Raw genomic sequence first — 23097 nt, 5'->3', positions numbered from 1 at the left:
AGTGATAAATAAAGGAGGTCATGTTATGACAAGACAATTTCCAAAAGGATTTTTATGGGGTGGTGCTACTGCTGCTAATCAATATGAAGGTGGATGGAATGAAGGAGGAAAAGGGATGAGTGTCTCTGATTGTGCAAGACATCACTTAGATGTAGATGTACAGGATTATAAAGCACAGAATGCAGTAACTTCAAAAGATATTGAAGATGCTTTAAAATCAACTGATGATTCATTGTATCCAAAAAGACATGCATCTGATGGTTATCACCATTATAAAGAAGATATCAAAATGTTTGCTGAAATGGGATTTAAGGTTTATCGTATGTCAATTGCCTGGTCTAGAATCTTTCCTCATGGTGATGATACTGAACCTAATGAAGAAGGTTTAAAATTCTATGATGATGTTTTTGATGAATGTATCAAATATGGTATTGAGCCATTAGTAACAATGTCTCATTATGAACCGCCAATTCATCTCACGCTCAATTATGATGGATGGGCATCAAGAGAAGTGATTGATATGTTTGTCAGATATGTAGAGGTCATCTGTGAAAGATATAAAAACAAGGTCAAATACTGGTTGACATTTAATGAAGTCGACTCTATGATTAGACACCCATATACAACTGGAGGGCTTATAGAAGATAGATTCCCAGATAGAAACTTTACAGAAGTTATTTTTCAAGCAATGCATCATCAATTTGTAGCAAGTGCTCTTGCAACCAAGATCTGTCATGAGAAAATACCAGGATCAATGGTGGGATGTATGTTAACAAAACTCACATATTATCCATATACATGTAAACCAGAAGATGTCTTGCAAGCACAACAGGATATGCGTAGCACATATTGTTATAGTGATACACAAGTGTTTGGAGAATATCCAGCATATTTGTTGGCAAAGTTTAGAAATGAAGGCTTAAATATTCAGATGGAAAAAGATGATCTTAATATTATGAAGAAATATCCAGTAGACTTTGTGTCTTTTAGTTATTATATGTCATCTTGTTCAGCAAAAAGTGTAGAAGGTTTAGATACAGCAGTCGGTAATACAATAACTGCAGTTAAGAATCCATATTTACCAGCGAGTGATTGGGGTTGGCAAATTGATCCAATCGGACTGAGAATATCAATGGTAGATTTATATGACAGATATAGAAAACCATTGTTTATTGTTGAAAATGGATTAGGAGCTAAAGATGAACTAATTGATGGAACTGTTGACGATCAATATCGTATTAATTATTTTGATGTGCATTTTAAAGAAATGCTCAATGCTATTGAAATTGATGGTGTAGAATGTTTGGGATACACGTCATGGGGATGTATAGATATAGTCAGTGAATCAACAAAACAAATGAGTAAGAGATACGGTTTCATTTATGTAGATTGTGATGATTTAGGAAATGGAACATATAAACGCTATCCTAAGAAATCATTTTATTGGTATAAGAAAGTCATTGAAACAAATGGTGCTTGTTTATTTGAAAAGTAATAACAATGTTATTACTTTTTCAAATTAGGTGAATTCTATTATTGAATCAGTTGAATATACCCTGAAATAAATTTATACTGATTGGGTTGGAGGTTAATTATGGAACTAAGTTTTTTATTAATGCAACAAATTTGTCAGTTATTTATTATGATTTTTTTAGGTTTTATGTTAGTCAAAACAAAAACATTAAGTACACAGGATAGTAAAGTTATTTCAAAAGTTATTTTGTTTGTTGTTTCACCTTGTGCTATCCTCACATCTTTTATGATTGAATTTACACCAGATAAATTATTTGGTTTAGGACTGGCTTTATTAGGAGCTTTTATTGTCCATGTTATTTATATTCCTTTAACAGAGTTATTGAGTAAAATATTTGGGTTTGTTCCTATTGAAAAAGCGACTGTTATTTATTCGAATTCTGGTAATTTAATTATTCCTTTGGTGGGTGCTATTTTAGGGAAAGAATGGGTCTTGTATACAAGTGGATATATGATTGTTCAAACAATATTATTATGGACACATGCAAAAAGTCTAGTATGTAATGAGAGGCAGTATGATATAAAAAAGATTTTTTTAAATGTCAATGTGATTGCTATTATGATTGGAATTATTTTATTTTTATCTCAGTTTCAATTACCTGGATTGGTTGTGACAACTTTTGATAAAGTAGGAAGCATGATTGGACCACTTGCAATGATTGTTATTGGGATGTTAATTGGTGAAATGAATTTTAAAGATATCTTTAGTGAAAAGAGAACATATCTTATTTGTTTTATGCGATTGATTGTTTATCCATTTATCATTGTATTGGTCTTTCAGTTCACAGGATTATCAACAATTTCATCTGATGCAAATCAAATTTTCTTGATTACAATTTTAGCAGCAAGTGCACCTGCTGCTGCAACAATAACGCAATTTGCACAACTTTATAATAAACATCCTGGATATGCCAGTATTATGAATGTTATGAGTGTTATTTTTAGTATTGTGAGTATGCCTTTGATGGTGATGATTTATCAATTATTTTAGTTGTATTCTTTTCTTATTTTGTTACAATAATAAACACTGAGGTGTAATTATGAAGACATTAAAGAGAAAAGAACTCTTGTTTATAGGGTTAACATTATTTTCGATGTTTTTTGGGGCAGGAAATTTAATCTTTCCACCATTTTTAGGGGAGCAGGCAGGAGGACTCGCTTGGTTTGCGATGATCGGATTTATAATCAGTGCAGTTGGCTTACCAGTATTGGGTGTCATTGCTGTAGCTAAGGCTGGTGGGCTAAAGCCATTAGCTGGACGTGTACATCCAAAGTTTGCATTTGTCTTTACTTTGCTTATTTATTTATCAATTGGGCCCTGTTTAGCTATTCCTAGAACTGCTAGTACATCATTTGAGATGACAATTGTTCCTTTTATTGGAAATTATGGAAAAATTGCTCAATTTATTTATTCATTTGTATTTTTTGGTATAGCGTTGTATATGGCTTTAAACCCAGAAAAGTTATCAGATCGTTTAGGTAAGGTTTTATGTCCAATTCTCTTATGTTTAATTAGTATTATATTTATTGGGAGTTTTTTTGCAGGAACTTTCCAATATGGAACAAGCATTGAACCTTATACAAGTCATTCTTTGATACAAGGTTTTTTAGATGGTTATCAAACAATGGACACCATTGCTGCATTGAATTTTGGGATTATTATAGCCTTAAATATTCAAAGTAAAGGGATTCATGATTCAAAAACGATTGTTTCTTCAACAATGAAAGCTGGCTTGATTGCTGGGTTTTGTTTGACATTGGTTTATTGTGCTTTGTTGCATATTGGGGGATTGGCTGGTAATATCAATGGTTACCATTCAAATGGTGCACAAACATTGATGCAGTTTGTTGAATATTTGTTTAAGAATACAGGAGTTATTATCTTAGGTGCAACCTTCTTTATTGCTTGTTTAAATACTTGCATTGGTTTGATTTGTTGTTGTAGTGAATATTTTTATGAAATTATTCCTCAAATTAGTTATAAGAAATGGGCATTTCTCTTTGCTGGCTTGAGTATGATCATTTCAAATATTGGGTTAGATATGATTCTTCAAGTTTCTGTTCCTGTATTAAATTTTCTTTATCCATTATCAATTGTTTTAATCGTTTTAGCTTTTTTACACCCTTGGATTCATAAATATACATATGTTTATCAAATCACTATGTTATTGACTGGTATTGGAAGTATTCTTGGCTTATTACCTAGTTTGGGATTGAATTATCAATGGTTGCATTCTATACCATTGTATAATCAATCATTAGGATGGATTATTTTTTCTGCTGTTGGTTTATGTTTAAGTATCTGTGTGAATACTCAAAAAGAATAAGGAATCTTTTCATGATTCTCTTATATTCTTTAAAATACTCTATATTTATGATATACTATTTATATGTAAACACTTATGCTTTGGTTATGATGATAAGTCATTGATAAGAGTGATAAACAAGACCTTTGTTTCATAAAATGAGATAAATGTGTCTTTTTCTTTTGAAGGGAGGAAACGATGTTATTAAATATTATTTTATTGGTGGTTGGATTTATATTATTGATTAAAGGTGCTGATGTTTTTGTGGAAGGGGCATCCAAGGTTGCTGCTATGTTACATATTCCTCAAATAGTTATTGGGCTAACAATTGTGGCTTTTGGGACAAGTGCTCCAGAGGCAGCAGTCAGTATAGCATCGGCTTATAAAGGCACAGCTGGTATTGCGATTGGAAATATTATTGGAAGTAACATTGCAAATGTTTTATTAATCCTTGGTATTTCTGGCATGATTGGTGTCTTGGCAGTCAAAAAATCAACATTCTTTATTGAAACACCATTTGTCATTGTTATTACAATTGCTCTATTGTTCTTAGGATATCCGGATGGTAGTATTACAAAGGTGGATGGAGGTATCCTATGGATGTTCTTCCTATTGTTCTTATTTTATTTATATCGCCTCACAAAACGTGGTGATGATAGTGCTATAGATGATGTGCCAGAATTAGATGATAATGATCGTATGTGGAAACTGATTGTTTTGATTGTATTAGGTATTATTTGTGTTGTCATCGGGAGTCAGGTTACAGTTGATGCAGCGAGTTCAATAGCCCAATCATTTGGTGTCAGTGATCGCATTATTGGATTAACAATTGTCTCTATTGGAACTTCTTTACCAGAATTAGTAACATCTGTAAGTGCTTCTTTGAAAGGAAAAAATGATATTGCAATAGGAAATATTATTGGAAGTAATATTTTTAATATTTTATTTGTATTAGGGACAGCATCTCTAGTTGCTCCTCATGGTATTCCATTTGCATCGAATTTCTTATTAGATGGCTTGATTGCCATTGTAGCAATTGTTATGTTTATGATCTTTATTGGCAAAGATATGAAATTGAAAAAGTATGGTGCTTTTATAATGTTAATATCATATGTCTGTTATTTGGTATATATTTTGTAAAAAAATTCACGAGGGAAAGGGTTTACATTACATATGTAAGCCTTTTCCTTTTATTTTTTATATTCTCTTGCTTGTTTTTTCACAAGGAATATAGTATATTAACGATGTAAAATAAAATAAAATTTTTTGGAGGAAAAAAAATGGCAGAAAAAAAAGCTGTAAAAAAAGTTGAAGAACCAACTAATGAACAAATTGATCAACATGTTGATGAGTTAGTTCAAAAAGCATTAGTGGCTCTTGATAAGTTTGAATCTTTTGATCAAGATGCTGTTGACTACATCGTTGCAAAATGTTCTGTTGCTGGGTTAGACCAACATGGTGTATTAGCAGAAGCTGCAGTCAAAGAAACAGGTAGAGGTGTTTTTGAAGACAAAGCTGTAAAAAATTTATTCGCTTGCGAATATGTAACAAGTAATCTTCGTCATTTAAAAACTGTAGGAATTATCAATGAAGATCCTTTAACTGGTGTAACAGAAATCGCTGAACCAGTTGGTGTTATCTGTGGTATTGTACCAACAACAAACCCAACTTCTACAGTTATCTTCAAATCATTAATTTCTTTAAAAACAAGAAATCCAATTATCTTCTCATTCCATCCATCAGCATATGAATGTTCAGTTCAAGCTGCAAAAGTTGTAAGAGATGCTGCAATTGCTGCAGGTGCTCCTGAAGACTGTATTCAATGGTTAGGATTACGTTCTATGTACGCAACAACTGCATTGATGAATCATCCTGGAGTAGCAACTATCTTAGCTACTGGTGGTAATGCAATGGTAAAAGCTGCTTACTCTTGTGGTAAACCTGCTTTAGGTGTAGGTGCTGGTAACGTTCCTGCATATGTTGAAAAATCTTGTGTATTAAAAAGAGCTGTTAACGATATTGTCTTATCAAAATCATTTGATAATGGTATGATCTGTGCTTCTGAACAAGCTGCAATCGTTGACCAAGAAATTTACAAGGAATTTAAAGAAGAAATTACACGTTTCAAAGTTCACTTTGTAAACGCTGATGAAAAAGCAAAACTTGAAGCCTTTATGTTTGGATGTACTTCTTACACTGATAAAGTGAATGAAGCAAAATTAAATCCTAACGTTGTAGGTAAAGATGCAACTTGGATTGCTGAACAAGCTGGATTCAAAGTACCAGAAGATACTCAAATCATCTGTGCTGAATGTAAAGAAGTTGGTCCTAATGAACCATTAACAAGAGAAAAATTATCTCCAGTATTAGCAGTTTTAAAAGCAACTTCTACTGAAGATGGTATTGCAAAATCAGCAGCAATGGTTGAATTCAATGGTTTAGGGCACTCAGCTGCAATTCATACTCAAAATCATGATATTTCAGTTGAATTTGGTTTAAAATGTAAAGCAATTCGTGTTATTGAAAATGCACCATCTACATTTGGTGGTATTGGGTCTGTTTATAATGCATTTATTCCATCATTAACTTTAGGATGTGGTTCTTATGGACACAACTCAGTTTCTAATAACGTAAGTGCTGTAAACTTATTAAATATTAAGAGAATAGGGAGACGTAACAACAATATGCAATGGGTTAAACTTCCTCCAAAAATCTATTTTGAAAGAAATTCAATTAGATATTTAAGAGACATGAAAGTCATGGAAAAAGCTATGATTGTAACAGATAGAGGTATGTACAATCTTGGTTATGTAGATAAGATTGAAGATGTTATTAAAAGAAGACGTAACAAAGTTGATATGGAATTATACTTTGATGTAGAACCAGATCCAAGTATTGATACAGTTAATGAAGGTGTTGAAATCATGAGAAAATTCCAACCAGATGTTATTATTGCATTAGGTGGAGGATCTTCAATGGATGCTGCAAAGGTTATGTGGTTAATGTATGAACATCCAGAAGTGAACTTTGATGATATCAAACAAAAATTCATGGATATAAGAAAACGTGCATTTAAATTCCCTGAATTAGGTAAGAAAGCAAGATTGATTTGTATTCCAACAACATCAGGAACTGGATCTGAAGTGACTCCATTTGCAGTTATCACTGATAAACAAGCAAATAAAAAATATCCATTAACTGACTATTCATTAACTCCAACAGTTGCAATTATTGATCCAGAATTCGTAATGAGTTTACCTGCATCAATTGCTGCTGATACTGGAATTGACGTATTAACTCATGCAGTAGAAGCTTATGTTTCTATCTTAGCATCTGATTTCACTGATGGATGGGCAAAACAAGCTGTTAAATTAGTATTTGATTACTTAGAATTATCAGTAAAAGAAGGAAATAATCATCCAGAAGCAAGAGAAAAAATGCATAATGCAGCAACAATCGCTGGTATGGCATTCGCTAATGCATTCTTAGGTATGAACCACTCATTAGCTCATAAGATTGGTGGAGAATGGCATGTTCCTCATGGTCGTACTAATGGTATCTTATTACCACATGTGATTAGATATAATGGAACTATCCCAACAAAATTAAATATCTGGCCAAAGATTGAAAACTATAAAGCAGATATAAAATACATGGAATTAGCACAATTAATTGGATTAAAACCAAAAACTCCTGCTGAAGGTGTTGCTATGTTTGCTGATGCATGTGAAGAATTATGTGCAAAAGTTGGTGTTGCTTGCAACATTAAATCTCAAGGTATCGATAAAGCTGCTTGGGAAGAATCAGTTCATAGAATGGCTATGAATGCTTATGAAGATCAATGTACTCCAGCAAATCCAAGAATGCCAATGGTACATGATATGGAAGCCATCTTAAGAATGATCTATGATTATGAATCTAAGTTTGCTACTGAAACTCCAAAGAAATAATAAAAGATTTAAAGTACTACATTGATTTGTAGTACTTTTTTCTTGTCAATTTTGAAACATAAAATGATACGTGTACATGTACTCATTTCATAATATATAAGATTTTAAAGTGTTAAAAGCATTGATTTATTTTGATTATTCTTTTTCCGTATGTCCTTAATGTGTTTTAATGAAAATACAGTTACATGTTCGTAAGTATATACGTATTGGGTAAAATAAGGGATAACCAGTATAAAATAAAAATTTTCTTTTATATACTTTCTCTGCTCTTGTTATATAATGGAAAAAAGGAGAGGTTTCTTATGCAAGATGTTTATCAAATCATGATGACAGGTGGTTTATTAATTTCAATTGTATCTTTGATTGCATGGTGGTCTATTTTTAAAAAAGCAGGATATAAAGGTTGGTATGCAATTATTCCACTCTTCAATGTTTATATCTTTTGCAAATTAACACTGGGAAGTGGCTGGCTAGTTTTGACAATGCTTATTCCGATATTTAATATCTTTATTTTGATTTATATTCTTTTTAGACTATCAGTTGTTTTTCAACATGGATTATTATTTACATTAGGGTTGATATTTTTTTATCCTATTTTTATACTTATTCTTGCTTTTGGAAATTCAAAATACCATGGCTCAGCTGCTTGTTATTTTTAATGTAAATAAAAAGGGAAGTGATTTCTCACTTCTCTTTTTATAATGACTAGGGGTTATTTATTTTTCCAATCTTCATACATTTTTAAAGCTTGGTCTAAAACTTTAGCACCGTCCATCATACCATAAGTACGCATATCAATAACTTCAACAGGAACTTCACCTTTTGTTTGTTCTTTAATAGCATTCAAACGGAATCTAACTTGAGGACCAATTAATAAAACATCACATGGTTCATTTCCATATTCAGTTGTTAGTGCTGTTTCACTAACAGCCCAAATTTTACATTCAATACCTCTTTCATCAGCAGATTTTTGCATACGAGTTACAAGTAAACTAGTTGACATACCTGCACTACATGCTAACATGATTTTTAACATTTTGTTGTTTCCTCCTTGTCAATCATATTCTATATCTATATATATTATACACCGCATAAAAATAGAATGAAAGAATAATGAATAAACATTTATAAATTTATTGACTTATTTTCCTGTCTCCCTTAACATATGTTTATGGAAAAGATACTTAAGCGATTAAAATATGTTTTTTTGTTATGTATTGTCATTAGTTTTGGCATGCAGTTTATGTATATATTATCAATTGAATTAAAATTGACATTAATGCAAAAAGTAATATTAATTATGATTCAAACAACATCTATTGTTGGATATGTTTATTTTGATTCAAATTATCAAAATCAAGAAAAGAGGAAAAAAAGTTTTTTACAGATGCATTGGGTTTTATTTATTCTTTATTGTCTCAATTTGTTTTATATTTTGTTTCTAGATCCAGACTTTGGAAGAAAAGTTATGAAAGCAACATTAAGTTTTGAAGATTATTTTCAATATAATGTAAATTTAGACCCTTTTGAGACAATTCATCTCTTTATTAGAGGTTATCAAAAAGGTGTTGTAACTTTAGAAGCATTGTTAGGAAACCTATTAGGAAATATGCTTGTTTTTATGCCAATGGCTTATTTTTTACCTGTTTTATTTCCTAAACTAAGGAAAATAAGATGGTTTATCTTAACTATTATTATGATGGTTTTGAGTGTAGAGATTTTACAAGTTTATTTAAGAATTGGAAGTGGAGATATTGATGATTTCTTACTCAATGTTGCTGGAGCAACATTAATGTATTTTTTATTAAAGTGTTTTCCACTTTCTCATATATATTGTTTAGTTGGAAAGGAATAGTTTATGAAAAAGAAAGATATTATATTGATTATAGGATTGTTGGTTGTTATTGGAATTGGATATTTTATATTTGAAATGATGCAGGGAGAAAAAGATGTTATTGAAATCTATTATCATAATGAAGTTATAGAGAAAATTGATATTTCGATTGATAAAACTTATACATTTGATGGGGATTATGGAAAATTTTCTTTAGAAGTCAAAGATAAGAAATATCATGCAGTCAATGTTGAGTGTCCGAATCATGATTGTGAAAAGGTTGGTTGGGTAAGTGAAGGAAGTTCACGTTCTATTGTGTGTATACCAAATGATATTTATGTCATTCAGGCAGGAACAGAAGAACAATTTGAATGAAAAATAAATTCTATTTTTTTCTTATATTTTTATTAGGTTTACTATTTGTTTTTATTGGTATACTTGCTTTTTCTTTTTCATCATACTTTATGTATATGATTGTTGTATTTTTAGGATTATTTATTCTTGTGGATGCACTCTTTTGTTTAGTGAGATTATTTCAGGGAAATAAACACGATCTTATACAAACGTTTATGAGAATTGGATTTGGTTTAGGTTTTCTTTTGTTTCCGCAGTTACCATTATCCCTAGTTGTTGTATTATTTGCATTATATATTTGTATGACAGGCTTTTCTTATTTGATTACTTATTGTTATTATAGGAAAGAGAGGGTAAATGGTCGATTGGTTTTTTTAATCGCATCAGTGGTACTCTTAGTGGTAGGTATAACATTTATCTTATCACCAGGTATACATGCCATTGAGATGACTTATATTTTTGCAGTCTATACCATTTATTTAGGAATGAAGTATATTGGTAGGGCAATTCGTGAACTTTTATCAGAAGATCGTAAGAATACATTAAAGAGGCGTATAAGAGTATCTATGCCTAACTTTATTGCTGCTTTGTTACCAAGGTTATTTATTGAATATATTAATGAACAATTAGAGGTGAAAGATGAATCAATTCAATATAAAGGGAAATCTGATTTAGAGGTTTTGATTCATGTTAGTAAAGAGGGTTTTGGAGCAATTGGTCATGTTGATATCTGCTATCAAGGTGAAGTTATTGCTTATGGGGCTTATGATGAAGCTTCTACTCAATTATTTGGTGCTATTGGTGATGGTGTTCTCTTTACAGTTGAGAAAGAAACTTATATCACATTTTGTTGTCAGGATGATTCAACGAGCCATATTTTTGGCTATTCATTATATTTAGATGAAATTCAAAAACAGCGTATAGAAGAAACAATTTCTACATTCAAAGATAATTTAGTATCGTGGAATCCTCCTTGCCAATTGAATAAAGATGTAGATGATTATGCCAGTCGTTTATATAAAGCAACACAAGCTTCATTTTATAAATTTAAAAAAGGGCGTTTTAAATATTATTTTGTAATGACAAATAATTGTGTTTTACTAGCGGACCATATAATTGGGAAATCTGGTATAGATATTGTGAATATGAATGGTATTATAACTCCTGGAACTTATTTTAGTTATTTTGAAGAAGAGGCTAAAAAGGAGAATTCAAGAGTTTTGCTAAAAACATTATATAGATAAAGGTAAACTTAAAGGTTTATCTTTTTTATTGACAAAATTAAATATATGTAATATATTACTTATATAGGTAATGTGTTACCTATATGGAGGAAGCATGAAAAAAATATTATTAATTATCTTAGGAGTTATCGTTATTGTGGGTTGCATTATCTTTTGGATGTTTCAAAAGCAGACAGAAGATGTGCAAAATTTGGAATATGCTAATATTGTTATGAATGATGTTGTAGATGGAACATATGAAGGTCATATTGAAACAATGTTAATCAAAGTGAAAGTGAATGTAACTGTTGAAAATCATTCTCTGAAGAATATAGAAATCCTACAGCATGATAATGGTTTTGGAGAACCTGCTGAAGAGATTGTCAAAACAATGATACAGAAAAATAACTATCAAGTTGATGTAAAAAGTGGAGCAACATATTCAAGTGAAATTATTAAAAGTGCTGTAAGTCAGGCTTTACAAAAAGGAGTGCATAAAAATGGATAGAAATCAATTATTAGAAGGGATGGATAATGAGCGTATTTTGTTTGGTTTGTTTTTTGTGTTTGGAAACAGATTACAAGCAGCAGGTGATTCCTTTTATGATGAAATTACGTGTAAACAATTTTTCTTATTAATTTGTTTAAGTCTTTTCCAAGATGAAGAACCTACTGTTAATCAATTAGCAGAAGTGATGGGAAGTTCACATCAAAATGTTAAACAAATTATTAACAAACTGGAAGAAAAAGGGTTTCTTATAACTGTAAGTGATCAAACAGATAAGCGTAAAATGAGAATTAAACAAACCAATAAGATGAATGATTTGAAAGTTAAATATGAAAAGCAGGAAATGGCTTTTATGAAGCACTTATATAGTGGATTAACACCACAACAAATTGCTGATACAGTACAAGTTATAAAAATGATGGAAAATAATTTGATAAAAATTAAGGAGAATAAAGAATGAAAATAATTGTTGTTTATAAGAGTAAAACTGGTTTTTCTGAGCAATATGCCAAATGGATTCAAACCGCTTTAAACTGTGATATTATTCCCTTAAATCAATTGAAAACATTAGAAGGATATGATTTGGTTATTTATGGTGCAGGACTAATGGCTGGTAAAATGAATGGTTTAAAAGACTTTAAACCATATATTCAAGGTCAGAAAACAATTATTTATGCAACGGGAGCTATTTCAAAGGATGCAACAGAGATTGTTGACAAAATAAAGAATGATAATCTTTCCCAATTTGGAAAAGATGTCCCATTCTATTATTTTGAAGCTGGATTAGACTATGATAAATTAGGATTTTTCTCAAAGAAGATGTTAAAAATGATGTATAATTCATTGAAGAAAAAAACTGATAAAACAGCAGAAGAGATAGGCATGATGGAGGCTATAGCACATTCACATAATTATGCTAAGGAAAGTGATATTTTGCCACTTATAGAAACAGTAAAGCAGAGTTAATTTAACTCTGCTTTTCTTCTATATAATAATCAATTGCTATGCTTGATTCTCTCACAGCATGCATATGTTTTTTGACAACATCACAATGATAAGGATCATTTTGGTATGCATCTAATGCGTTTTCATCTGCTAAAAGTGTTTCTAATATAATATCGTAGGACCTTTCGCTATGTAAGAAATCAATACCAACTTGGATATCCTTTAACATCTCAACTTTTCCTTTCATTGACATTAAGATATCATATGTTTTTTGACAGTTTTCTAAACTGTTATCCTTTAATTTAAAACAAACAATATGTTTAATCATTTGAAACCCTCCTTCAATAAAAATATTATATATGATTTTTCATAACTATAAAAGATTATTCCTACTTTTTCACACAATGTCTTGATTATTTTCATAGATTACCTTCTTAAACTATAAATGTATAAAGGAGGAATTGGAATGGTAAAAAATGCATTGTTAAGCATTAAAAAGAATATTGGTAAAACAATATTATTATTTGTTTTAATGTGTGTAATTGCTAATCTTGTTATTTCAGGATTAGCAATTAAAAGTGCAACATCTAAATCTATGGATCAAGTGAGGACTTCTTTAGGCAGTGATGTGACTCTTTCTTATAATATGCAAAATATGATGAAGAATCGAGATAAAGGTGCAGCTATGGATGAGGCAATAAGTAGTATTACTATTGCCATGGCTGACCAATTAAAATCACTTCAGTATGTAAAGAGTTATAATTATACAGTGAGTGTTGGCGTGACAAGTGAGGATGTCGAACCAGTTGAGATGACGAAGACAGAAACATCGATATCTTCTAATACCAATCAGCAGAGGCCTAGTGGAAATAATCAAACTAATCAAGTGAGTCAACCTCGAATGATGGATGAAAATGATTTCACTGTTGTAGGGAATACAACGATGATAAATTTGTCTGATTTTGTTGATCAAAATTATATTTTAAAAAGTGGACGTCTTTTGAATGAGGATGATTCATCAACAACAAACTGTGTTATTGAATCTAATCTTGCAACAGATAACGATCTAAAGGTTGGTGATTCATTTATAGTGACAGCAACCAATAGTGATAATGAAGATATTGATGTTAAATTAACTATTGTAGGTATTTATGAGATTAAGACAACAAGTCAGTTAGGTGGAATGATGAGTAATCGTCAAAATCCTATCAATCAAATTTACACAGGTTTATTGACTGCTCAAAAATTAAATAATAGTACTACAGAAATGACCAGTGCGACTTATTATTTAGATGATCCTAAGCATATAGATGCCTTCAAAGAATTAGCTCAAACATCATCAGATATAGATTTTGAAACATATACATTGGATGCTAATGACCAAATTTATCAAAGAAGTATATCTTCATTAGAAAACATGGAACAGTTCGCTACAATATTTCTGTGGGTTGTTGTAGGTGCTGGAAGTGCAATTCTCTGTTTAATTTTAATATTAACTATGCGAGGACGTTTTTATGAATTTGGAGTCTTCCTGTCATTAGGGCAATCTAAAATAAAAATTATGCTACAACAATTATTAGAGGTCTTAATGATTGCAACAGTGGCTTTTGGATTGTCTTTAGGAACAGGAAAGATGGTTTCTAATGTGGTGAGTTCAATGTTGGAATCTAGTCAAAGTGAAAATAATCATATGATTATGGAAATACCAGGTGATAATTCTAATGGTGATGATCAAGGAGAAAATAATAACAAGAACTCAGGTAAACTGGATTTCTTTGGAACTGCTATGACATCATCAGCAAATACTGAGTTGGATGTCTCATTAACAGCATCAACAGTTATTCAACTTGCTGAAATTACAGGATTAATATGTTTAATATCTGTTGTCTTACCATCAATTTATATTCTAAGAATGTCACCAAGAGAAATATTAGTGAAGAAGGAGGGATAACATGGATAATGAAATAGTATTATCATTTGAAAATGTTTGTTATCACTATAAAGATGGCTCAAGCCAAGTTAACATTTTAAAAAATGCTTCATATCAATTTGAAAAAGGAAAGATATACGCTATTGTTGGGGCATCTGGTAGTGGGAAGACAACTTCACTTGTTTTAGCAGGTGGTTTAGATAGACCTAAGGCTGGTCATATCTTATATAAAGGTATAGATATTGAAAAAATAGGACTTACAAAATATCGAAAAAATAATGTTTCTATTGTTTTTCAGTCATACAATTTGATTACTTATATGAATGCAGTTCAAAATGTTATAAATGCTATGGAAATATCAGGTATAATAGTTCCTAACAAAAAAGAATATGCTTTAAATATTTTGAAGGAACTTGGTTTGAGCGAAGATGAAAGTCAACGTGATATTCGTAAATTATCGGGTGGGCAACAACAAAGAATTGCTATTGCACGTGCTATGGCTAAGGATGTTGATTTGATTCTATGTGATGAACCAACTGGGAATTTAGATGAGGAAACATCACGGGGCATTATACAAACATTTATGAATTTAGCTCACCAAAAAAATAAATGTGTTATTGTTGTTACACATTCAAAAGATTTTGCAGCCTGCTTAGATATTCAATTAAAAATTCATCAAGGACAGCTAGAAAAAATTTAAAAATATGAATATCTGTTCACAGAGAATTCATATGATTGGGTTATAGTATAAGTGTCTTAAGAAAAGACAAATAATACAAACTATAGGCGACCCCTCTCCCTAAACATATATTCGTCTATAATCAAAAAGAACGTCTCCCCACGTTCTTTTTTTGTTTTTGAATGTCATGTTATTAGTTAAAATGTATGCGATAGTTCATTAGCAACTGTTCTATATTCTTTTGGTGTCATACCATACATCGTATGAAACTTTTTATAAAAATAATTGATGTTATTACAACCTACTTTATAGATGATTTCATTAATAGTCAGTTGAGAGTTTGTAAGTAGAAATGCTCCTTCAGTTAATTGCTGTGATGTTTTTATTTCAATAAAAGACATCCCTGTTTTTTTCTTGAGAAGATTACTAAGATAATTAGGATTATAACCAAATCTTTTAGAAACATCTTCTAATTTACAATGTGTATAATTTTCTTCTATATAATTTAAAATAGGAATGAGGATATCTTGACTGGCTTTGTCATTATAGTTCGTGTCTTGGTCATCATAAAGAGTATTAATTAATTCAAGGAATATAGCTGAAACATAGGTTTGCATTAATTCGTTAAAACAGCGACTAGGACCAAAATATTCACAAAGTAAAAATTGGATAAGTGTATGAAACTTAAAATTGTTTTGAGTATTAAAAATAATATATTGATTATGATGACGATTTTTAGATATTGCGTTTAGTAAAAAGGTTGTGATAATTCCTTTTTGTGATAAACGGCTTAAAAAAACGCTATTAAAAAACTCTTTTTTAAAAACAATATTAATCACAATATCATTAGCAGATTTATAACTTGTTGCACTATGAACAACATTTGTATCAAGAATGCATAAGTCACCTTGATTCATGGTAACTTCTTTCCCATTAATAATAAAAGTACAAGTTCCTTCGTATATATAGTTTAATTCCATATCTTTATGATAATGAGGTGGGATAGTCGTATATCGTGATTCTTTAACAACACCAATTTGATCCGTTTTTAAAGTATTGGCAAAATCAAAATAATAACATTGCATATTTTGATAATTGTGAAGTGGTAAGTGAGCATAAAATGGACTTAGCTCACCAGGATGCTTTAAATGCCATTTTTCTCCTGAAGTATCAATATGTAAGAATTCATCTAAATCTTGAATATTCATAATCTCTCCTAACTGTGAAAATGATATAAATAATATAATAATGTGATATTTTCAAATACTATCTCTCTTGTTATAATAACATTGAAAACTAGCTAGTTCAATGAAAAGGAGAGAAAATATGAAAACAGGATTTAATAAAGATTTTTTATGGGGTGGAGCAATATCATGTTCGCAAGCTGATGGCGGTTTCCTAGATGGAGGAAAAGGTATTTCTACACAGGATCTACGCTATTTAGATCCATCTTGGAATCGTGAACAGGTTGAAGAAAAACACCACAAGTGTCCGTTTTCTAAAGCAGAATTTGAACAAGCTTTAAAAGACATGGATGTGACATATTATCCAAATCGTAGAGGGATTGATTTTTATCATCAATATAAACAAGATATTGATTTATTTCATAAAATGGGAATGAAAATATTTAGAACATCTATTTGTTGGTCACGAATTTTTCCTAATGGTGACGATTTAATGCCTAATCAAGAAGGTCTCAATTATTACAAAGATATGTTTGCTGAATGTCATAAAAAAGGTATAAAAGTTTTTGCAACAATTTTACACTATGATATTCCAGTTAATCTTGTTTTAAAATATGGTGGTTGGAAAAATCGTCAAACTATTCAATTTTATGTTCACTATGCTGAAACTTTGTTTAAAGAACTGGGGGATTTGGTTGATTATTGGTTACCTTTTAATGAATTTAATGCTGGTCGTTTTGCACCTTGGGATGGTGTTTGCTTAATTCAAGATGAAGAAGAAAATATGAATCAGGCTATATTCCAATGTTTGCATCACCAATTGATTGCGAATGCTATGACAGTCAAATTATGTCATGAAATGTTACCAGGAGTTATGATTGGTGGAATGATTGCGAGATTTGAAACTTATCCAGCCACATGTCGCCCAGAGGATGCTTTACAAGCATTGCAGGATGAACAGTATGGGAATTGGTTTTATACTGATGTTATGGTGCGTGGTGAATATCCTCAATATATGGAGAGATATTTTGATATGTTTGATATCCATATTAATATGGATATCAAAGATTCAGAGATTCTCAAATCAGGATTAGTAGATTTCCTATCATTTTCATATTATTTTTCACAAGTTTCAACGAGTGATCAGACTTGGGAAAAAACAGCTGGAAATTTGATTATGGCAAATAAAAATCCATATTTAAATACCAGTGAATGGGGCTGGCAAATGGACCCAATAGGATTAAGAGTGACGTTGAATAAGATGTATGATCGTTATCGATTGCCATTAATGATTGCTGAGAACGGTTTGGGAACAACTGATGTATTAGAAAGTGATGGAACTGTTCATGATTCTTATCGTATTGATTATCTGAAATCACATATTACTCAAATGAAGGAAGCAGTTATTGATGGAGTTGATATTATTGGTTATACGATGTGGGGAATTATTGACATTGTTTCTTGTGGGCCTTTAACTATTGATAAGCGTTATGGTGTTATTTATGTTGATTTGGATAATGGTGGACAAGGATCAGGGAAACGTTATTGTAAGGATAGTTTTTATTGGTATCAAAAATGTATAAAATCTAATGGGAAGGAACTGGACTAGACATATGACAAATAAAGAACTTGCAAAACAGATTGTTTCTTTTTTGGGTGGGTGTGATAATATTACAACTGCATTACATTGTGTAACAAGGTTAAGATTTAATCTCAAAAATAATGAATTGGCTGATATGAAAGCTATTGAGGATTTAGAGGGTGTTATTGGAACACAGATTAAAAATAATCAATATCAAATTATTATTGGACCAATGGTAGCCGATGTCTTTATTGAGATAGAACCTCTTTTAGGAGGTTTGAATGATAATGAAGTCAAAACAACAAAGACATTTGATATTCAGAAAATTCTTGATATCGTTACTGGTATCTTTTCTCCTATCTTACCAGCTTTAGTGGCAGGCGGTATGTTAAAAGGGATTATTGCTATGATTGATGGCTTTGGCTGGGTAGCTACTGATAGTGGAACTTTTGTGATACTGAATTTGATTTCAGATATTCCATTTTATTTCTTACCATTTTTATTGGCTATTTCTTCTGCTCGGAAATTAAAAGTGAATGAATACTTAGGAATCTGTGTTGCTGGAGCTTTGATGTATCCAACTTTTGTGGCAGCCGTTGATGCTGGAAGTAGCCCTTTTACATTCTTGGGTTTTGTTATTCCGGTTTTTAAGTATGCTGATTCTGTATTTCCAGTTATTTTAGGAGTTGGATTACTTGCCATGGTTTATCGTTTTATAGACAAATTTATTCCAAATGTTTTAAAAATGGTCATTGTTCCAACGGTGTCATTGCTTGTTACAATTCCTTTGACATATCTGATTTTGGCTCCAATTGGGGCGTATGGCGGTATTTATTTAGCTGATGGTATTGTATGGATGTTTGACACATTTGGTGTTTTGGCAGGATTCTTACTAGGCTTCTTTATGCCACTTATTGTCACATGTGGTATGCACCAGTCAACATCGCCGATTCAAATTACAAATATAACAACACTTGGCTATGATTACCTATTACCTATTTCATTCTGTCATAATATGGCTGAATCAGGAGCATCATTAGGAGCTGCCTTACATATGAAAGATAGCAAGATGAGAGCTGCTGCCCTCACGACAAGTTTCTCAGCATTTCTAGGAATTTCAGAACCTGCATTGTTTACAGTCAATATTGTAAATAAAACACCACTAATTGCGGCGATGGTAGCTAATGGTATTGGTGGAGCTCTTACAACTCTTTTAGGAGCCAAATGTTTTGCCTTTGTTATGCCAGGAATTACATCCTTACCAGTCTATGCAAATCCAGATGGAACAATTGCAAATTTATTGTTAATGTGTGTTTGTATTGTGAGCACTTTTATGATTGCTGCAGTGCTGAGTTATATTTTAGGAATGAGCAAAGCAAAGACAACTGATCTTGTTATAGAAATGCCTGTAAAAGGGAAAATGATATCTTTAGATCAGGTTGCTGATGAAACGTTTGCAAATGAAAAAATGGGAAAAGGTTATGCAATTATTCCAAATGATCAATATATCTATGCACCATGCGATGGTACAATTGTAGTGCTTGCTCAAACGAAGCATGCGCTTGGAATACAGACGAAACAAGGTGAAGAATTACTTATTCATATTGGTATTGATACAGTTGAATTAAATGGTCAGTATTTTGAAAGTTACGTTAAACAGGGGGATAAAGTCAAAAAAGGAGATCGATTAATGAAAGTTGATTTTAAAAGCATTGAGAAAGCCAACTATGATATAACGACTCTCATTATCTGTACAAATAGTCAGAATTATCAAAGCATAAGTATTGATAAAGAAAAAGAAACTATGATTATTAAGAAATAAATCACAAAAAAACCTATGATATGAAATAGGTTTTTTTAAATAATGTTAAAATGTTTTAATGCGTTTTTAATACCATCATCATTAATATCACTTGTTATATATGTGACTATATCAAAAAGTAATGGATTACTGTTCCCCATAGCAACAGAATCTTTTGTATATTTTAGCATAGCGATATCATTGGTAGAATCGCCAATGCTGATTGTGTTTTCTAGAGAGTTTCCAAGATAATCTGTAATGAATTGTATTCCACTTGCTTTTGAATAATCCAGTGGGATAATTTCTAAGAAATCAACATCTCTTTGAATGATTTCAAAATAAGGTGAAAGAGTTTCGCGATATGTATCAATTTTTGAGTCTTCATAATACCAAGCAGCATATTTATCAAACATAATCAAATCATTTTTTGAATATGTATAGACTGGGAAACCATTTTGTTCATATTGATGCTTGATATCTTTGATGAAAGAATGTTGACAGTTTTCAGGAAAGTAAACACCTTCCTTGCCTTCAAGAACTGCTTCAATTTTACATTCAAATGATGATTGAATGACAAGTCGTCTTTGTTCTTCACTGAGTTCAGTATGAAAGAGTTCTTGGTGATGATGCTCAATATAGGTTCCACAACCACAAATAAAACCATCAAAAGGTAAATCGGTGATAATTTTATCTATTGTAGAGCGTGGTCTGCCAGTATTGATGAAACATTGATGGCCATTTTGTTGAGCTTTTTTAATAGCATTGATTGCAGATAGTGGAACAGTATGAGTATGTTCATCTAAAATTGTTCCATCTATATCAAAGAATATAAGTTTTGTATCCATAATTTCCTCCATTCCTAAATATCATATCCATAAATTAGGAATAGGTCAAGTTTTAATAAAAGAAAAAACAATGTCGTATTGCGGAAAATATGACTATATGATATAATACAACACAACTATGAAGAGGGGATGATGTGAATGTATAAAATTATACGTAAAGAGAAACTAAATGATGTTGTTGAATTAATGGAGATTCATGCACCATTTGTAGCAAGAAAATGTGAGCCAGGTCAATTCATTATTTTACGAGTTGGTGAAGATGGTGAAAGAATCCCATTAACAATTGCTGATTTTGATCGTGAAAAAGAAACGATTACTATTATATATCAAATTGTTGGTTATTCTACGCAACAATTATCAAATTTAAATGAAGGTGATGAGTTAACAGATTTTGTTGGGCCACTAGGTGAACCAACAAAGTTACATCAATCAAAGCATGTTGTTGGTGTTGCAGGTGGGGTAGGAAGTGCACCACTATTTCCACAATTGAGAGCTTTGGCAGAAATGGGTGTTGATGTAGATGTTATTATTGGGGGTAGAGAAACTCAATATGTCTTATGGGCTGATGAATTTAAAAAGTTCTGTAAGAATGTCTATATTACAACTGATGATGGGTCTTTAGGACGTAAAGGATTTGTTACACAAGTCTTAGCTGACTTGATTGAAAAAGGTGAAGATATAGATGAAGTGATTGCGATTGGACCTGTACCAATGATGAAAGCAGTTGTGGGTGTTACAAAACCACATAACATCAAAACATCTGTTTCATTAAATCCGATTATGATTGATGGAACTGGTATGTGTGGATGTTGTCGTGTAAGTGTAGATGGAAAGATTAAATTTGCTTGTGTTGATGGACCTGATTTTGATGGTCTACAAGTTGATTTTGATGAATTGATTGCCCGTCAAAGAATGTTTAAAGAAGAAGAACATACTGTGAGTGAGAATGCAAACCGTATGTGTAACTTAATGGGAGGTGTAAAGTAATGCCAAATATGTCATTGGAAAAAGTAAAAATACCTGAACAAGAACCTGATGTAAGAAATAAGAATTTTGATGAGGTTTCATTAGGTTATACAAAAGAACAAGCAATGGAAGAAGCAACACGTTGTTTAAATTGTAGACATCAGCCATGCAAACAAGGATGCCCTGTGGGTGTTCCTATTCCTGAATTTATTTCAGAAGTGGCAAAAGGAAATTTTGAAGAAGCTTATGCCATTATTACTAAGGAAAATGCCTTACCAGCAATTTGTGGACGTGTTTGTCCACAGGAAAATCAATGTGAAGGGAAATGTGTACGTGCTATTAAAGGTGAATCAGTCGGTATAGGTCGTTTAGAAAGATTTGTAGCTGATTATCATCGTGATCATGGACAAAAAACAAACATAAAAATTGAGAAAAATGGTAAAAAGGTTGCTGTTGTAGGAAGTGGACCAGCAGGAATTACATGTGCTGGGGAATTAGCCAAAAGAGGTTATGATGTTACAGTATTTGAAGCATTGCATAAAACTGGGGGAGTTCTTTCTTATGGTATTCCTGAATTTCGTTTGCCTAAAGCTTTGGTTCAACAAGAAGTTGATGGAGTTGCACAAATGGGTGTTGATTTTCAAACCAATGTTGTTGTGGGAAGATCAATAACAATTGATGAATTACAAGAACAAGGATACGAAGCTATTTTCGTAGGAAGTGGGGCAGGATTACCACGTTTTCAGGGAATCCCAGGCGAAAACTTAAATGGTGTTTATGCTGCTAACGAGTTTTTAACACGTGTCAATTTGATGAAAGGGTATGAATTTCCAAATCATCCAACACCTGTTAAGATAAGTGATACAGTGTGTGTCATAGGAGCAGGAAATGTGGCGATGGATGCTGCAAGAACTGCTAAACGTTTAGGAGCTAAAGAGGTATATATTGTTTATCGTAGAGGTGCTGAGGAAGTACCTGCTCGTGCTGAAGAAGTTCATCATGCAAAAGAAGAAGGTATTATCTTTAAGTTATTAACAAATCCAGTGAAGATTGAAGGTGAAGATGGCTGGGTGAAATCAATGGAATGTGTAGAAATGGAACTTGGTGAACCTGATGATAGCGGTAGAAGAAGACCAGTTGTTAAAGAAGGGTCTAACTTTGTTATTGAAACAGGAACAGTTATTGTTTCCATTGGACAAAGTCCAAACCCATTGATTAGACAAACAACACCTGGTTTAGATACGCAAAAATGGGGCGGAATTATTGTTGAAGAAGAAACAATGAAAACGTCTAAAGATGGCGTTTATGCAGGTGGCGATGTTGTGACAGGGGCTGCAACTGTTATTTTGGCAATGGGTGCTGGAAAAACAGCTGCTCAAGCAATTGATGAGGCGTTAAAAAAAGAAGATAGATAATCTTCTTGTTATAAAGATTGGATAAGCTTATTCTTATGACTT

Annotated in this window: 22 protein-coding genes; 18 read left to right on the top strand and 4 right to left on the bottom strand. The window is 31.7% G+C overall.

What is annotated here, in order from left to right; translation table 11 throughout:
- Positions 1 to 25: 25 nt before the first annotated feature.
- The 6 genes from GQF29_RS05140 (at position 26) to GQF29_RS05115 (ending at position 8448) form a co-directional block, all read left to right on the top strand.
- Positions 26 to 1495, top strand: coding sequence for a glycoside hydrolase family 1 protein (locus GQF29_RS05140; RefSeq protein ID WP_008790058.1), 1470 nt, complete (start codon positions 26 to 28; stop codon positions 1493 to 1495).
- A 99-nt stretch (positions 1496 to 1594) separates the two neighbouring features.
- Positions 1595 to 2524 carry an AEC family transporter gene (locus GQF29_RS05135; protein ID WP_008790057.1) on the top strand — a complete coding sequence of 310 codons (930 nt, stop codon included), beginning with the start codon at positions 1595 to 1597 and terminating at the stop codon, positions 2522 to 2524.
- Between the two features lie 49 nt (positions 2525 to 2573).
- Positions 2574 to 3860 carry a branched-chain amino acid transport system II carrier protein gene (brnQ, locus tag GQF29_RS05130; protein ID WP_008790056.1) on the top strand — a complete coding sequence of 429 codons (1287 nt, stop codon included), beginning with the start codon at positions 2574 to 2576 and terminating at the stop codon, positions 3858 to 3860.
- A gap of 177 nt (positions 3861 to 4037) precedes the next feature.
- Positions 4038 to 4979, top strand: a complete 942-nt coding sequence (locus GQF29_RS05125; protein ID WP_008790055.1) for a calcium/sodium antiporter — start codon at positions 4038 to 4040, stop codon at positions 4977 to 4979.
- Positions 4980 to 5119: 140 nt separating this feature from the next.
- Positions 5120 to 7789, top strand: a complete 2670-nt coding sequence (adhE, locus tag GQF29_RS05120; RefSeq protein ID WP_008790054.1) for a bifunctional acetaldehyde-CoA/alcohol dehydrogenase — start codon at positions 5120 to 5122, stop codon at positions 7787 to 7789.
- Between the two features lie 302 nt (positions 7790 to 8091).
- Positions 8092 to 8448 carry a DUF5684 domain-containing protein gene (locus GQF29_RS05115; RefSeq protein WP_008790053.1) on the top strand — a complete coding sequence of 119 codons (357 nt, stop codon included), beginning with the start codon at positions 8092 to 8094 and terminating at the stop codon, positions 8446 to 8448.
- Positions 8449 to 8501: 53 nt separating this feature from the next.
- On the opposite strand, the gene GQF29_RS05110 is transcribed toward GQF29_RS05115, so the two are convergent.
- On the bottom strand, positions 8502 to 8825 hold the full coding sequence (locus GQF29_RS05110; RefSeq protein WP_008790052.1) for a PTS sugar transporter subunit IIB: 324 nt from the start codon (positions 8823 to 8825) through the stop codon (positions 8502 to 8504).
- Between the two features lie 207 nt (positions 8826 to 9032).
- Here GQF29_RS05110 and GQF29_RS05105 point away from each other — a divergent pair, with 207 nt between their 5' ends.
- From GQF29_RS05105 to GQF29_RS05080, 6 genes are all read left to right on the top strand, one after another.
- On the top strand, positions 9033 to 9644 hold the full coding sequence (locus GQF29_RS05105; protein WP_017144095.1) for a VanZ family protein: 612 nt from the start codon (positions 9033 to 9035) through the stop codon (positions 9642 to 9644).
- A 3-nt stretch (positions 9645 to 9647) separates the two neighbouring features.
- Positions 9648 to 9998: a NusG domain II-containing protein gene (locus GQF29_RS05100; protein WP_008790050.1), complete on the top strand. Its 351-nt coding sequence runs from the start codon at positions 9648 to 9650 to the stop codon at positions 9996 to 9998.
- Entirely contained in the window at positions 9995 to 11221 is a 1227-nt protein-coding gene (locus tag GQF29_RS05095) for an HdeD family acid-resistance protein (RefSeq protein WP_008790049.1), read from the top strand. The genes GQF29_RS05100 and GQF29_RS05095 overlap by 4 nt, the downstream gene beginning before the upstream one ends.
- Positions 11222 to 11315: 94 nt before the next feature.
- Positions 11316 to 11708: an FMN-binding protein gene (locus GQF29_RS05090; RefSeq protein WP_054689326.1), complete on the top strand. Its 393-nt coding sequence runs from the start codon at positions 11316 to 11318 to the stop codon at positions 11706 to 11708.
- Positions 11701 to 12168, top strand: a complete 468-nt coding sequence (locus GQF29_RS05085) for a MarR family winged helix-turn-helix transcriptional regulator (RefSeq protein ID WP_008790047.1) — start codon at positions 11701 to 11703, stop codon at positions 12166 to 12168. Before GQF29_RS05090 ends, GQF29_RS05085 begins: the two co-directional genes overlap by 8 nt.
- The gene (locus GQF29_RS05080) at positions 12165 to 12674 is read left to right on the top strand and encodes a flavodoxin domain-containing protein (RefSeq protein ID WP_008790046.1); all 510 of its coding nucleotides are present in this window, start codon (positions 12165 to 12167) and stop codon (positions 12672 to 12674) included. The genes GQF29_RS05085 and GQF29_RS05080 overlap by 4 nt, the downstream gene beginning before the upstream one ends.
- A gap of 1 nt (position 12675) precedes the next feature.
- On the opposite strand, the gene GQF29_RS05075 is transcribed toward GQF29_RS05080, so the two are convergent.
- Positions 12676 to 12981: a Dabb family protein gene (locus GQF29_RS05075; RefSeq protein ID WP_008790045.1), complete on the bottom strand. Its 306-nt coding sequence runs from the start codon at positions 12979 to 12981 to the stop codon at positions 12676 to 12678.
- A gap of 138 nt (positions 12982 to 13119) precedes the next feature.
- On the opposite strand from GQF29_RS05075, the gene GQF29_RS05070 reads away from it, so the two are divergent.
- Positions 13120 to 14604: an ABC transporter permease gene (locus GQF29_RS05070; RefSeq protein WP_117598888.1), complete on the top strand. Its 1485-nt coding sequence runs from the start codon at positions 13120 to 13122 to the stop codon at positions 14602 to 14604.
- Between the two features lies 1 nt (position 14605).
- A complete protein-coding gene (locus GQF29_RS05065) occupies positions 14606 to 15283 on the top strand; it encodes an ABC transporter ATP-binding protein (protein ID WP_054325543.1) in 678 nt (225 codons plus the stop codon).
- 176 nt (positions 15284 to 15459) lie between these two features.
- On the opposite strand, the gene GQF29_RS05060 is transcribed toward GQF29_RS05065, so the two are convergent.
- The gene (locus GQF29_RS05060) at positions 15460 to 16470 is read right to left on the bottom strand and encodes an AraC family transcriptional regulator (protein ID WP_008790042.1); all 1011 of its coding nucleotides are present in this window, start codon (positions 16468 to 16470) and stop codon (positions 15460 to 15462) included.
- A 118-nt stretch (positions 16471 to 16588) separates the two neighbouring features.
- On the opposite strand from GQF29_RS05060, the gene GQF29_RS05055 reads away from it, so the two are divergent.
- Together GQF29_RS05055 and GQF29_RS05050 are read left to right on the top strand one after the other, a co-directional pair.
- Complete coding sequence (locus GQF29_RS05055; RefSeq protein WP_008790041.1) at positions 16589 to 18055, top strand: glycoside hydrolase family 1 protein; 1467 nt, start codon at positions 16589 to 16591, stop codon at positions 18053 to 18055.
- A gap of 4 nt (positions 18056 to 18059) precedes the next feature.
- The gene (locus tag GQF29_RS05050; RefSeq protein WP_054325542.1) at positions 18060 to 19850 is read left to right on the top strand and encodes a glucose PTS transporter subunit IIA; all 1791 of its coding nucleotides are present in this window, start codon (positions 18060 to 18062) and stop codon (positions 19848 to 19850) included.
- Positions 19851 to 19885: 35 nt separating this feature from the next.
- Here the strand turns inward: GQF29_RS05050 and GQF29_RS05045 are convergent, their stop codons facing one another.
- Positions 19886 to 20674: a Cof-type HAD-IIB family hydrolase gene (locus tag GQF29_RS05045; protein ID WP_054325541.1), complete on the bottom strand. Its 789-nt coding sequence runs from the start codon at positions 20672 to 20674 to the stop codon at positions 19886 to 19888.
- Positions 20675 to 20812: 138 nt separating this feature from the next.
- Here GQF29_RS05045 and GQF29_RS05040 point away from each other — a divergent pair, with 138 nt between their 5' ends.
- Positions 20813 to 21661: a sulfide/dihydroorotate dehydrogenase-like FAD/NAD-binding protein gene (locus GQF29_RS05040; RefSeq protein WP_008790038.1), complete on the top strand. Its 849-nt coding sequence runs from the start codon at positions 20813 to 20815 to the stop codon at positions 21659 to 21661.
- The gene (gene gltA / locus GQF29_RS05035) at positions 21661 to 23055 is read left to right on the top strand and encodes an NADPH-dependent glutamate synthase (RefSeq protein WP_117598887.1); all 1395 of its coding nucleotides are present in this window, start codon (positions 21661 to 21663) and stop codon (positions 23053 to 23055) included. Before GQF29_RS05040 ends, gltA begins: the two co-directional genes overlap by 1 nt.
- Positions 23056 to 23097: the final 42 nt, after the last annotated feature.

The sequence above is a fragment of the Coprobacillus cateniformis genome, from assembly GCF_009767585.1.
In the GTDB taxonomy this organism is placed as follows: domain Bacteria; phylum Bacillota_I; class Bacilli_A; order Erysipelotrichales; family Coprobacillaceae; genus Coprobacillus; species Coprobacillus cateniformis.
The sequence above is the reverse complement of the archived record's forward strand: the minus strand, read 5'-3'. Positions and strand labels throughout refer to the sequence as shown.

Coding starts and splice junctions, on each gene's coding strand:
- GQF29_RS05140 (WP_008790058.1), top strand. CDS start 26: ATGACAAGACAATTTCCAAAAGGATTTTTATGGGGTGGTGCTACTGCT.
- GQF29_RS05135 (WP_008790057.1), top strand. CDS start 1,595: ATGGAACTAAGTTTTTTATTAATGCAACAAATTTGTCAGTTATTTATT.
- brnQ (WP_008790056.1), top strand. CDS start 2,574: ATGAAGACATTAAAGAGAAAAGAACTCTTGTTTATAGGGTTAACATTA.
- GQF29_RS05125 (WP_008790055.1), top strand. CDS start 4,038: ATGTTATTAAATATTATTTTATTGGTGGTTGGATTTATATTATTGATT.
- adhE (WP_008790054.1), top strand. CDS start 5,120: ATGGCAGAAAAAAAAGCTGTAAAAAAAGTTGAAGAACCAACTAATGAA.
- GQF29_RS05115 (WP_008790053.1), top strand. CDS start 8,092: ATGCAAGATGTTTATCAAATCATGATGACAGGTGGTTTATTAATTTCA.
- GQF29_RS05110 (WP_008790052.1), bottom strand. CDS start 8,825: ATGTTAAAAATCATGTTAGCATGTAGTGCAGGTATGTCAACTAGTTTA.
- GQF29_RS05105 (WP_017144095.1), top strand. CDS start 9,033: ATGTATATATTATCAATTGAATTAAAATTGACATTAATGCAAAAAGTA.
- GQF29_RS05100 (WP_008790050.1), top strand. CDS start 9,648: ATGAAAAAGAAAGATATTATATTGATTATAGGATTGTTGGTTGTTATT.
- GQF29_RS05095 (WP_008790049.1), top strand. CDS start 9,995: ATGAAAAATAAATTCTATTTTTTTCTTATATTTTTATTAGGTTTACTA.
- GQF29_RS05090 (WP_054689326.1), top strand. CDS start 11,316: ATGAAAAAAATATTATTAATTATCTTAGGAGTTATCGTTATTGTGGGT.
- GQF29_RS05085 (WP_008790047.1), top strand. CDS start 11,701: ATGGATAGAAATCAATTATTAGAAGGGATGGATAATGAGCGTATTTTG.
- GQF29_RS05080 (WP_008790046.1), top strand. CDS start 12,165: ATGAAAATAATTGTTGTTTATAAGAGTAAAACTGGTTTTTCTGAGCAA.
- GQF29_RS05075 (WP_008790045.1), bottom strand. CDS start 12,981: ATGATTAAACATATTGTTTGTTTTAAATTAAAGGATAACAGTTTAGAA.
- GQF29_RS05070 (WP_117598888.1), top strand. CDS start 13,120: ATGGTAAAAAATGCATTGTTAAGCATTAAAAAGAATATTGGTAAAACA.
- GQF29_RS05065 (WP_054325543.1), top strand. CDS start 14,606: ATGGATAATGAAATAGTATTATCATTTGAAAATGTTTGTTATCACTAT.
- GQF29_RS05060 (WP_008790042.1), bottom strand. CDS start 16,470: ATGAATATTCAAGATTTAGATGAATTCTTACATATTGATACTTCAGGA.
- GQF29_RS05055 (WP_008790041.1), top strand. CDS start 16,589: ATGAAAACAGGATTTAATAAAGATTTTTTATGGGGTGGAGCAATATCA.
- GQF29_RS05050 (WP_054325542.1), top strand. CDS start 18,060: ATGACAAATAAAGAACTTGCAAAACAGATTGTTTCTTTTTTGGGTGGG.
- GQF29_RS05045 (WP_054325541.1), bottom strand. CDS start 20,674: ATGGATACAAAACTTATATTCTTTGATATAGATGGAACAATTTTAGAT.
- GQF29_RS05040 (WP_008790038.1), top strand. CDS start 20,813: ATGTATAAAATTATACGTAAAGAGAAACTAAATGATGTTGTTGAATTA.
- gltA (WP_117598887.1), top strand. CDS start 21,661: ATGCCAAATATGTCATTGGAAAAAGTAAAAATACCTGAACAAGAACCT.